General features: G+C 70.8%; 11 protein-coding genes. All 11 read left to right on the top strand.

The window, feature by feature from the left end; genetic code table 11:
• Window positions 1-51: 51 nt before the first annotated feature.
• The 11 genes from ACFYY8_RS10570 to ACFYY8_RS10520 all read left to right on the top strand — a co-directional run bounded on the left by ACFYY8_RS10570 (window position 52) and on the right by ACFYY8_RS10520 (window position 11,546).
• Window positions 52-1,104 (top strand): radical SAM protein, encoded by a 1,053-nt coding sequence (locus ACFYY8_RS10570; RefSeq protein ID WP_390039321.1) that lies wholly within the window; start codon window positions 52-54, stop codon window positions 1,102-1,104.
• A gap of 195 nt (window positions 1,105-1,299) precedes the next feature.
• Window positions 1,300-1,506 (top strand): hypothetical protein, encoded by a 207-nt coding sequence (locus ACFYY8_RS10565; protein ID WP_390039319.1) that lies wholly within the window; start codon window positions 1,300-1,302, stop codon window positions 1,504-1,506.
• Window positions 1,507-1,535: 29 nt separating this feature from the next.
• Window positions 1,536-1,802, top strand: coding sequence for a PIN domain-containing protein (locus ACFYY8_RS10560; protein WP_390039317.1), 267 nt, complete (start codon window positions 1,536-1,538; stop codon window positions 1,800-1,802).
• Between the two features lie 19 nt (window positions 1,803-1,821).
• Window positions 1,822-2,307: a GNAT family N-acetyltransferase gene (locus tag ACFYY8_RS10555; RefSeq protein ID WP_390039315.1), complete on the top strand. Its 486-nt coding sequence runs from the start codon at window positions 1,822-1,824 to the stop codon at window positions 2,305-2,307.
• A gap of 114 nt (window positions 2,308-2,421) precedes the next feature.
• The gene (locus tag ACFYY8_RS10550) at window positions 2,422-4,032 is read left to right on the top strand and encodes an AMP-binding protein (RefSeq protein ID WP_390039312.1); all 1,611 of its coding nucleotides are present in this window, start codon (window positions 2,422-2,424) and stop codon (window positions 4,030-4,032) included.
• 70 nt (window positions 4,033-4,102) lie between these two features.
• Entirely contained in the window at window positions 4,103-5,671 is a 1,569-nt protein-coding gene (locus ACFYY8_RS10545) for an NAD(P)-binding domain-containing protein (RefSeq protein ID WP_390039310.1), read from the top strand.
• Window positions 5,672-5,676: 5 nt separating this feature from the next.
• Window positions 5,677-6,720 (top strand): alpha-hydroxy acid oxidase, encoded by a 1,044-nt coding sequence (locus ACFYY8_RS10540; RefSeq protein ID WP_390040078.1) that lies wholly within the window; start codon window positions 5,677-5,679, stop codon window positions 6,718-6,720.
• Entirely contained in the window at window positions 6,714-8,066 is a 1,353-nt protein-coding gene (locus tag ACFYY8_RS10535) for a cytochrome P450 (protein ID WP_390039308.1), read from the top strand. The genes ACFYY8_RS10540 and ACFYY8_RS10535 overlap by 7 nt, the downstream gene beginning before the upstream one ends.
• Window positions 8,063-9,409, top strand: coding sequence for a cation:proton antiporter (locus tag ACFYY8_RS10530; protein ID WP_390039306.1), 1,347 nt, complete (start codon window positions 8,063-8,065; stop codon window positions 9,407-9,409). Before ACFYY8_RS10535 ends, ACFYY8_RS10530 begins: the two co-directional genes overlap by 4 nt.
• 128 nt (window positions 9,410-9,537) lie before the next feature.
• Window positions 9,538-10,227, top strand: a complete 690-nt coding sequence (locus tag ACFYY8_RS10525) for a response regulator transcription factor (RefSeq protein ID WP_390039304.1) — start codon at window positions 9,538-9,540, stop codon at window positions 10,225-10,227.
• Window positions 10,224-11,546 (top strand): sensor histidine kinase, encoded by a 1,323-nt coding sequence (locus ACFYY8_RS10520; protein WP_390039301.1) that lies wholly within the window; start codon window positions 10,224-10,226, stop codon window positions 11,544-11,546. The genes ACFYY8_RS10525 and ACFYY8_RS10520 overlap by 4 nt, the downstream gene beginning before the upstream one ends.
• Window position 11,547: the final 1 nt, after the last annotated feature.

The following is an 11,547-nucleotide window of genomic DNA, read 5'->3' as shown; positions in this document are numbered from 1 at the left end:
CGACGGCGGCAGGGCGAAGCCGTGCCCGAAACGACGAAAGGAACCTCTGACATGGACGACATCCTCTCCGGACCCACCGACGTCATCTGGGACGTCACCTACGCCTGCCCTCTGCGGTGCGCGCACTGCTACTCGGAGTCGGGCAGGCGCCCGGCCCGGCAGCTGAGCCACGGTGAGATGCTCCGGGTCGCCGACGCGATCGTCTCCCTGCGCCCGGAGGCGGTGGAGTTCGGCGGAGGTGAACCGCTGCTGGTCAAGGGGATCTTCGACGTCGCCGAACACATCAGGCGGGCAGGCGTCCAGGTGAACCTCTACACCGGCGGGTGGACGCTCACCGCACGGATGGCCGAGCAGGCCGCCCAGGTGTTCTCCCGGATCACCGTGAGCGTCGACGGGGCCGACGCCGCCGTCCACGACCGGATCCGGGGGCGGGCGGGCTCCTTCGACCGGGCGATGAACGCCCTGGCCCTCCTCGACGACGTCTCCGGCGGGCGCGTCGCGGAGGGCGCCGATCCCGTGGAGTTCGGGATCGACTGCGCGGTCGTGCGGAGCAACCTCCACCAGACGGAGGAGTTCTGCACGGCCGTCCTCCCTCGCTTCCCGCACGTCCGGTTCCTGAACTTCGGCGCCGCCGTACCGTCCGGGCTGGCCAGCCGGGCCGACTTCGCCGAGCACGAGCTGCTCACGAACGACCAGATCCGCGCGCTGACCGGCGCCGAGCACGTCGAGCGCCTGGTGTCGGCGGCGCCGCCGTCGGTGCGGGTGTCGGCCTCGGACAACGTCATCCTCCAGATGCGTCCGGCCTTCGTCGAGCAGGGTTTCGTGATTCCCCTGATGCAGGTCGAGCCCGACGGGGAGGTGCGCGCGATGCCCATCTACGAGGGGACCGTGGGCAACCTCCTGACGGAGGAGCCCGCCGTACTGTGGCGGCGCGCCGTCGCGCGCTGGAGCGACCCGTTCGTGGCCGAAGCCCTGTCGTCGGCCCGGTCGATGGGCGACTGGGCCGAGGCCACCCGGCGCATCGACCGCCACTTCGGCTCCCAGGAGGTCCTCCTCCGCATCGACCGCCGCCCCGCCTACCCGGCCCCCGCTCTCGGGAGATGACGGAGAATTCGGAACCGCGGGAGTGACGCAGGTCGTCGCGCAGCCGCTGACCGGGAGGCGCGTGTTAAGACCGAGCCGAAGACGAAGCAGTGGGGCAAGTGACAGGAGCCGACTGAAAACTCACCGATCGCGCTGTTCGGGCACGACTTGAGCTGAGCATCCGCCTGCTGGATCCGTAAGCGTAGACTTGTGGTCATGAGCGCCGGGCATGCGTATGAGGAGCTTCACCACCTGGTGGATCGGCTGTCGCCGGACCAGGCGCGTCGGCTCCTGCGCTTGGTGAAGACAGATCCGGAGCTGGCTGAAGCGACAGAAGAGGAGCGGTCCGGCCCGGTTCGGCGTCGTCGGCTGTCGATTGCCGGAATCGGTGCGTCCGGTGAGGGCGATCGTCAACGATCCTGATCGAGGCCGGATGGACGATCAACCGGCATATGGGTCCTGCCGTGCATGCGCAGTTCCTCGATCTCGTTGTCGAAGAATTCGAGCTGGTCGACCTGCTTCCCGCAGATGTACGACGCATGGCTGAACTGGTCCGGCTTCACAGGAGCGCTCGGCTTGACCCGGCCGACGTGTCCGTGGTCGCCATCGCGGAACGTCTGGGCATCACCCAGGTCGCGACGATCGACCGGAGGGATTTCAGTCTGATTCGCCCTCGACATGCGTCGGCGTTCAGATTATTGCCGGAGGTGCTTGCATGACGGCCGTTATGGTCGTTCTGTGACTTTTCGGGTTGAGCTCATCACCCCCGCCAACGTCGAGGCGGCCATGAAGGTGAACGTCCGTCCTGAGCAGGAGCGGTTCGTCTCGCCGGTGGCGACCTCGCTGGCCGAGGCCTACGCGCACGGGGAGGTGGCCTGGCCGCGTCTCATCCTCGACGGCGATCGTCCGGTGGGTTTTCTCATGGCGTTCCTGGACATCGACTGGGACGGGAAGGGGGCCGACTTCCGCTCCGGGCTGTGGCGGCTCAACGTGGTTCCCGAGGCGCAGGGACGGGGGGTCGGCCGTTTCGCCGTCGAGACGGTGGCCGCCGAGGTGCGGCGCCGGGGCGAGAGGCGGATGTACGTCACCTGGGAGCCGGGGGAGGACGGCCCCGAGGGCTTCTACCGGAGGCTCGGATTCGAGTTGACGGGCGAGATGTCCGGGGGTGAGACGGTCGGGGTGCTGGACCTGGGCGAGGTCCCCTCCGGCGACCGGTCGTTCTGATCTGGCTCTGATCTGCGCCGCCTACCGTCGCGGACAACGCACCGGTTCCGCGCCGACGGCCCGGTGACCGGACAGGTCCACGAAGCAGAAGGCAGAAGACCAGAGGAGCCAGTCATGTACGAGTTCCCGTCGTTCACCGAGTCCGTCCGGCCCGTCGGGTCCCCCGAGCCGCCGTTCCCCTACGCGCTCCTTGAGGCGCTGCGGAGTTCGCCCGACAGTCCGATCTTCGAGCAGGGGGCGCGGGTCGTCTCGCGGGGTGAGCTGCTGGACCTCGTCGGGCAGATGGCCGGTGCGATGCTCGACGCCGGGCTCGACCCCGCCCGGGGCGTCGCCGTCCACACGGGCGTCTCGCCGGAGGCGTTCGCCGCGCAGACGGCCGCGCACGTGCTGGGCTGCCGTGTCGTGTTCGTACGCCCAGGACAGACGCCTGGCCAGCTCGCCCACATGCTCGACACGGAGGTGGACGCCGTGGTCGTGGACGCCTCGACGGCGGACCCTGAGGTGTTCGCCGCCGCGGGGGCGGCCACGGTGCTGACGCTCGGTCCCCTTCCCGGGGACGTTCCCGGTGCGGTCGACCTGCTGGCCCACCACGGAGGTGTGCGGCTGCCCGCCCTCCTGGGGCACCCCGACGACGTGGCCCTGATGGCCTTCACCAGCGGCAGCACCGGACAGCCCAAGGGGTGCGCGCTCACCTACCGCGCGCTGGGGGAGAGCTGGTCGTGGCAGCCCAGGCTCTGGTCGCCGCTGGCGATCGAGCTGGCCGGGGCGTTCCGGCGTTATCTGCTGCTCGGCACCCTGTCCAGTCTGGCGGTCCAGGAGTTCCTGGCGTTGTGCCTGCTCGGCGGCGGTGTCGCGGTCATTCCCGAGGACGACGGGCGGCCGCCGTTCCCGTACGCGATCGAGCGCCACCGCATCACCGGCGCCATCCTCCCGGTGCCCAAGCTGTGCCGCATGCTCGACCTGCTCCGCACGGAACAGGTCGACGTCGGCAGCCTGCGCGCGCTGATGGTCGCCGGGTCGCCGATCAGCCCGCACCGGCTGACGGAGGCGGTCGAACGGCTCGGGCCCGTCGTCTACCAGGCGTACGGGTCGAGCGAGGCCGGGATGATCTCCATGCTCACCCCCGGGGACCTTGAGAGGTTCCCCGAGCGCGCCCTCGCCTCGGTCGGCCGCCCGCAGCCCAGGGTCGAGATCAGGGTGCTCGACGAGGAGGGCCGTCCGGTCGCCACGGGACGGACCGGGGAGATCCACGTCCGCAACGACTACCTCATCGCGGGCTACTGGGGGCAGCCGGAGGAGACCCACGCGGTGCTGCGGAACGGCTGGCTGCGCACCCGCGACCTCGGCTACCTCGACGAGGACGGCCTGCTCTACCTGGTCGGCAGGACCAGGGACGTCATCATGGTCAACGCGATGGTGGTCTACGCCGGGCCGATCGAGCGTGTGCTGGCCGGTCACCCCGACGTGGCCGAGGCGTACGTGACCGGCGCCATGGACGAACGGACCGGGGAGGCCGTACACGCCTTCGTCGTGCCCGCCCCCGGCCGTGTCCCGGACCTCGGCGAGCTGGCCGCGCTGGTCGGCACCGAGCTCGGCGCCGACAGCGTTCCCCGGACGATCATGACGATCCCCGCCCCGCTGGTCGCGGCCAGCGGGAAGCCGGACAAGCGCGCCCTGCTCGAACGGTACGGCTCCGACCGTGCCGAGGGGGCCGGGAGACTCTGATCAATCTCTGAGAATCACGCGCCAACACTGATGTCGTCCCGTTCGACCGTACGCAGTGACGGAGGCATCAGTGTCTGACAGCACCCTCGACTATCTGGTGATCGGCGCCGGGCCCGCGGGCCTGCAACTGGGCCACTTCCTGCACCGGGCGGGGCGGAGGTACCGGATCCTGGAGGCGGGCCCCGAGCCCGGCCAGTTCTTCCGGACCTTCCCCCGCCACCGGATGCTCATCTCCATCAACAAGAAGCACACCGGCCAGGAGGACCCGGAGCTCAACTTCCGGGTGGACTGGAACTCGCTGCTCTCGGACGACCCGGAGCTGGTGTTCACCCGTTACAGCGACCGTTTCTTCCCCGGCGCCGACGACCTCGTGCGTTACCTCGGCGACTTCGCCGCCGCCCTCGACCTGCGGATCACCTACGGCGCCCGGGTCGTCGACGTCTCCCGCCCGGACGCGGAGGGGCCGTTCCGGGTGATCGACGGACAGGGCCGGACCTACCAGGCCAGGCACGTGGTCGTCGCCACCGGGGTCTCCAAGACCAACGTCCCGGAGATCCCCGGCATCGAGACGGCCGAGGGCTACGACACCGCCTCCGTCGACCCGGCGGACTACACGGCCAAGCGGGTGCTCGTCATCGGCAAGGGCAACTCGGCCTTCGAGACGGCCGACAACCTCATCGAGACCGCCGCGGTGATCCACGTCGCGGGCCCCCACTCGGTACGGCTGGCCTGGCGGACCCACTTCCTCGGGCACCTGCGCGCGGTCAACAGCAACTTCCTCGACACCTACCAGCTCAAACTGGGAAACGCGGTGCTGGACGGCGACGTCAGGCGCATCGAGCGCCGGGCGGACGGCACGTACCTGGTGACCGTGAGCTTCGCCAGAGCCGACGAGGTCACCAAGGACATCCCGTACGACCGGGTGATCGTCTCCACCGGGTTCCGGTTCGACGCCTCGATCTTCTCCCCCGAGTGTCGTCCCGAGCTGACGATCAGGAACCGCTTCCCCGCGCTGACACCCGCCTACGAGTCGGTCAACGTGCCCGGCCTGTACTTCGCCGGGACCATCACGCAGTCCCGTGACTTCAAGCGCGGCACCAACGCCTTCATCCACGGTTTCCGGTACGGCGCCCGCGCCCTGCACCGCATCCTGGAGACCAGGTACCACGACGCCCCCTGGCCGGGCCGGGACCTGCCCGCCGACCCGGGCGCGTTCGCGGACGCCGTACTCGAACGGGTCAACCGCAGCTCCGGGCTGTTCCAGCAGTTCGGCGTGCTGGCCGACGTCATCGTCCCGGACGGCGACGGCGGCGCGCGCTACCTGGAGGAGCTGCCGGTCGACTTTCAGGGCCCGCCGATCGGCGACGGCGGCCACTTCGCGGTCACCCTGGAGTACGGCCCCGACCACGACAAGGTCGACCCGTTCGACATCTCCGTGGCGCGGATCAGGCAGGGCGACGCCTCCCGGGCCCACGAGGGCCACTACCTGCACCCGGTGGTGCGGCACTACCGGGGAGGGGTGGTCGTGGCCGTACACCACGTCACCGAGAACCTGGAGAACGACTGGACCTCCGAGGAGGTCCACCTGCGGCCGTTGCGGGAGTTCTTCCAGCGTCAGAGTCTTCCGATCCCGGCGTGACGGCCATGCGCCCCCCACTGAACGTCAGGGAGTTCGAGGAGGCCGCCCGCGACCGCCTGCATCCCGCGCACTACGACTACTTCGCCGGTGGAGCCGGTGACGAGACCACCGTCCGGGCCAACGAGGCGGCCTTCGCGCGGCTCGCCCTGCTGCCACGTGTGCTGCGCGGCGCGGGCGAGCCGAGGACCGGGGTCACCCTGCTGGGCGACCGGGCCGCCATGCCGGTGCTGGTCGCGCCGACCGCGTTCCACCGGCTCGCCGACCCCGAGGGCGAGAAGGCCACGGCCCGCGCGGCCGCCGCCGCCGGGACGATCATGATCGTGAGCATGGCCTCGACCGTCGCCGTCGAGGACGTCGCGGCCGCGGCGCCGGAGGCCACCCTGTGGTTCCAGCTCTACGTCCAGCCGGACATGGCCTTCACCGAGAGGATCGTCCGGCGCGCCGAGGCGGCCGGATGTACGGCGCTGGTCGTCACGGTCGACTCTCCCGGCCGGGGACGGCGGGAGCGGGACCTGCGCAACGGCTTCGACGACCTGCCGGAGGGCATGTGCTGCGAGAACCTGCGCGACGGCGACCGGGTGCGGCCGATCGTCATGTCGCCGGACATCTCCTGGCGGCACATCGACCTGCTCAGACGGATGACGAAGCTGCCCATCGCGCTCAAGGGCGTCGTGCGCCCCGCCGACGCCTTCCACGCGCTCGACCACGGTGTCTCCGCGCTGTTCGTCTCCAACCACGGCGGCCGGCAGCTCGACACCCTCCCGGCGACCGCCGACCTGCTGCCGGGGATCGTGGCCGCCGTCGGCGGGGCCGTACCGGTGCTGCTCGACGGCGGGGTCCGGCGTGGGGTGGACGTGGTCAAGGCGATGGCGCTGGGAGCCTCGGCGGTCGCGGTAGGCCGCCCGGTGCTCTGGGGTCTCGCGGCGGACGGCGAGCGCGGCGTGGCCCGGGTGCTCGGGCTGCTGCGCGAGGAGGTCGAGCGGGCCCTCGTCCTGTGCGGCGCCGCGTCAGCGCGCGACCTCGACCCGGGACTGGTACGGCCATGCTGATCGCCCTGACCGTGTTGTTCACGGCCGTCCTGATCAGCCTGCCCTGGTGGCTTCCCGCACGGGTCGTCGCGCTGCGGGTGCGCGTCCTCACCAGGATCAACGGCGAGGAGAGCATCCCGGTCCCCGGTGACCTGGTCGGCGTCGACCGGTTCAGGGAGGTCTACTCCCACCCGGCCGCCTCGGGCCGGAGCAGGGGAGCCGTCCTGTCCGACCTGTTCTGGTACTGGCTGGCACCGGGACCCGAGATGCACCAGGAACACCTGGAGGCGGGGGAGCGCTACGACGCCGTCGCCCTGGCCACCCGGCGGATCCTGGCCGTGCCCCGGACGAGGGTCGAGGAGCTCACCCGCCGCTGCGTCAACCGGGCGCTGCGGGACAGGCGGGGGATGGTACGGCTGCGCGACCTGATGATGCCGGTCTGGGCGGAGTTCTCCTACGAACTCGTCTTCGGCGAACCGTGCCCGCCGAAGGCCCGTGACCTGATCGTCGGCAACGCGGACGACGTCGTCACCTCGCTCAAGTGCTGCGGCCTGCGGCACATGGACCGGCGTGACCGGCTGACCGGATACCTCGTCGAACGGCTGCCCGAGGTACGGCACGAGCTTCCCCAGGGTCTGTCGGCCAGGGAGCAGGCGCTGTACCTGCAGGGGGCCTTCTTCAACACGGCGGTCGTCCAGATGTCGGAGGCGACGGCCCACGTGCTGATGGTCCTGGCCCAGCACCCCCGGGTGCGGAAGGCGGCGCGGGGCGGCGACGACCGTTATCTGGACCAGGTGATCTCGGAGACGCTGCGGCTCTACCCGCTGTTCGGCATCGCCCACCGCGTCACCACCGGGGAGATCCCTCTCGGAGAGGGCGCCGCGATCCCGGCCGGTTCCGTGCTGTGCTTCAACTACCCCGAGTTCCACCGCGCGGGCCTGCCCGACTCGGACCGCTTCGACCCGGCCCGTTTCGCGGCGCGTCCGGCCAGGGAGATCAACCACATCCCCTTCGGAATGGCCGCGAACCGGCCCTGCCCCGCGTGGCGGCTGGCGCCGATCGCCATGCGGGTGGCCGTGCGGGAGGTCCTGCACGCCTGCGAACTCGACTCGACCGCCTCCCACACCCGGTCCCTGCCCAACAGGGGGCCGTGCCTGCTGACCCCCCTGGCGGCCCGGCGTGGCCCGGAGATCCGGGTGAAGTTGCTGTTCATGCGGTTCAGGGACCGCTGGGAGGACGTGTGGCGCAGCCTCGTGCAGCTCGTCCTCGGCACCTACATGGTGTGGGACGCGCGCAGGCTGCGGCTGTGCGAGCGCCACTTCGCGGAAGAACCCCATCCGGTCGGCGTACGGAGGCACGAGTCATGAGCGGTTTCCTGGCCTTCACCCAGGCCTCCCCGGTCGACCCCAACCTGGGCCTGGTCCTCAGGGCGCTGCCCGCCCTGGTCGTGATCCTGCTGGCGGCGGCGGTGTGCGGCCGGTTGGCGACCATGGTGATGCAGCCACGGGTCGTCGGTGAGATGGTCGCCGGGGTCCTGCTCGGGCCGACGTTGCTCGGCGCCGTGTTCCCCGGCGCGCAGGAGGCCCTGTTCCCCGCCGACGTCCGGCCGATCCTGTACGTGCTCAGCACCATCGGGCTGACGCTGTACATGTTCCTGGTCGGGGCGGGGATGGACCACAGTGTCCGGATGCCGGGGGAGGCGCGCAGGGCCACGGCGCTGGCCGTTTCGGGGATCCTCCCGTCCCTGGTCCTCGGCGGCGCCCTCGGGTTCCTGCTGTGGGATCGTCTCTCCCGGCCCGACGTCGGCCGCGTGGAGTTCGCCCTGTTCCTCGGCGGCGCGCTGTCGCTGACCGCCTTCCCCATGCTCGCCAGGATCCTGTACGAACGCGGTCTTGAGAACACCCGCGTCGGCAGGATCACCCTGGTCGCGGCCTCCATCGACGACGCCGTGGCGTGGTGCCTGCTCGCGGTGCTCTCGGCGGTCCACCTGGGCACGGGCGGCGGTGACGCGCTGCGCACCATAGGCCTGGCGGCGGTGTTCGCGGCGGTGATGTTCGGGGTGGTCGCCCCGCTGCTGCGTCCCCTGGGCCGCCAGGTCGAGCGCACCGGCCGTCTCGGCGCCAACGCCGTCTACGTGATCGTCCTGGTGCCGCTCACGGCGGGCTGGCTCACCGACTGGATCGGCGTCTACTCGGTGTTCGGCGGCTTCGTCGCCGGGCTGGCCATGCCCCGTGAACCGGCGTTCCGCCAGGCGTTGCACGGCCGCATGATGGACGTCGTCTCCACGCTGCTGCTGCCGGTCTTCTTCGCCTTCTCCGGGCTGAACACCCATCTCGGCGGCATCACCGGCGGTCCGATGCTGCTGGTGCTCGTCGCGATCCTGCTCACGGGTTTCTGCGGGAAGTACTTCGGCTGCGCGCTGTCCACGAGGGCGCTGGGGTTCGGCTGGCGTGAGTCGTGGGCGGTCGGCGCCATCATGAACGCCCGGGGGTTGATGATCCTCATCTTCATCAACATCGGCCTGGCCCAGGGCCTGATCACCCAGGAGGTCTTCGCGATGCTCGTCCTGGTGGCGGTGCTCACCACGGCGGGGGCGCTGCCGCTGTACAAACTGGCCATGCCCGAACGCCACGAGCGGGCGAGTATCGAGGAGATCGCGGAGATCGGTGAGGCTGCGCGTGGACGGGAGGAGGCGCCGGTGACCGGATGATCATGTCTGGTCGCCGGGGTCGTGACCGATCGGGGCGCGGGCGCGACGCACGCGCCACGCCTGCGCCACGCCTGCCTTTGCGCCAGAGTTGACTAGAAATTTACCAATATCAGTGCAATTGTTGACCAGTGGCACGGATACCGGCGACATCCGAACCGCGCTCTTCCCGGCTGCTGCTCGTCGAAGACGACCGTGATCTGGCGGACATGCTGGCCGAAGTGTTCGCCGACCAGGGATACACCGTAGACCTGGCACCGGAGGGGCAACGTGGCCTGCACCTGGGGTTGAGCCGCGGTTACGACATCATGATCATCGATCGGGGACTGCCCGCGATCGACGGACTCGACCTGCTGCGACGGCTGCGCAGGCAGGCCGTCACCGTGCCGGTGCTGGTGCTCACGGCCTTCGGCACGACGGCCGACCGCGTCAGCGGACTCGACGCGGGCGCCGAGGACTACCTGGTCAAACCCTTCGAGATCGACGAACTGCTGGCCAGGGTGCGCGCCCTGCGACGCAGGAACCTGGACCAGGCCAGACTGCTGCCGCTCGGCGCGGCCTGGCTCGACTCCGACTCCCACCTCGTACGGTTGCCCTCCGGCCGGCAGGTGACCCTGTCCGGTCAGGAGTGCCGCCTGCTCCACGCGCTGGCGGTCCGCCCAAGGCAGGTGCACACGCGCGACTCGTTGCGGCAGCGGGTCTTCGACGGCGCCCAGACCGAGTCGATCGTGGACACCTACGTCTACTACCTGCGCAACAAACTGGGGCACGGCGTCGTACGCACCGTACGGGGCGTGGGGTACCGCCTGGGTGAACTGTGAACGGGCGGCGGCGCCTCGACCCGGAACGGCGGCTGCTGATCCGGACCCGCCGCCGGATCACCGTGCAGATCGCGGGCGGATTCTCCCTCGTGCTCGCGCTCATGGGCGCGATGGTCTACTACGTCACGGTCAACGGCCAGGACGTCGCCGCGCGGCGTGACCTGTTCGTGGCGGCGCGGTCGGCCTCGATCACCCAGCCCCCGCCCTGCATGTGGCTGTTCGAGCTGGGCGGAGACACCGTACGGAGGTCTCCCGGGTCGCCGGACCGGTTGCCGGTGCGCGCGTTCATGGACCTGGTCGCCGCGGACGGGCGGCCCCGGGTCGAGGTCGCCGAGGTCGGCGGGCTGACCTACCTGATCAGGACCCAGCGACGTGACGACGTCGTGGTGCAGGCGGTGATGGACCTGCGCTTCCGGATAGCCGACCGGGAACGGCTGCTGAGCACCCTCGGCGCCGCCGAACTCGCCGGGCTGCTGGCGGCGCTGCTGATCGGCCAGGTCCTCGCGGGCCGGGCGATCGCGCCGCTGGGCGAGGCCCTCGACCGGCAACGGCGCTTCACCGCCGACGTCAGCCACGAACTGCGCACCCCGCTGACCCGGCTGCACGTCCGCGCCCAGCTCACCGCCCGGCACCTGCGCCGGGGATCGGAACCGCTCCTGGCCGTCGGCGACGTCGACCAGCTGGCCGCGGGCATCGGGCAACTCGGCGAGGTGATCGAGGACCTGCTGCTGTCCACCCAGCTCAAACGGCGGCTCCAGCCGTTCGGCCCGGTCGACCTGGCCGCGCTGACCGAGGAACTCGCCACGGCTGAGGCGGCCCGCGCCGAGCAGCGCGGGGTGACGATCGAGGTGAGGAAGGGTCCCGGCGAGCACGTCGTGCGCGGAGCGCGGTCCGCGCTGCGCCGGGTGATCTCCGCGCTGCTCGACAACGCGTTGCGGCACGCCCGCGAGGGCGGCGACATCTGGATGACCCTCCGCTCGGGTCCCGAGTGGGTCCAGCTCAGCGTGCGGGACGACGGCGTCGGACTGGACCCGCGTGACGGCGAGCACCTGTTCGCCAGACACGTCGGCAAGCCCCACCAGGGGGGCCTGGGCATCGGTCTCGCCCTCGTGAGCGAGGTGGTGGACGCCCACGGCGGCACGGTCGGCGTCGACGGACGGCCGGGCGCCGGTGCCACGTTCACCATCCGCCTTCCGGCGTACCCCGGCGGTGACGGCGCACCGCGCTCCCCCCGGATACGCCTCCCGCAGCAGGTGCGGAACCGGGCGCACAGGAAGACACGGGTGCCGGTTCCCGAGTACGGCGAGGGCCGCCCGTAGA

Origin of the sequence: Streptosporangium sp. NPDC001559 (assembly GCF_042893955.1) — a bacterium.
In the GTDB taxonomy this organism is placed as follows: Bacteria; Actinomycetota; Actinomycetes; order Streptosporangiales; family Streptosporangiaceae; genus Streptosporangium.
This window is presented reverse-complemented; position numbering and strand designations above follow the sequence as displayed.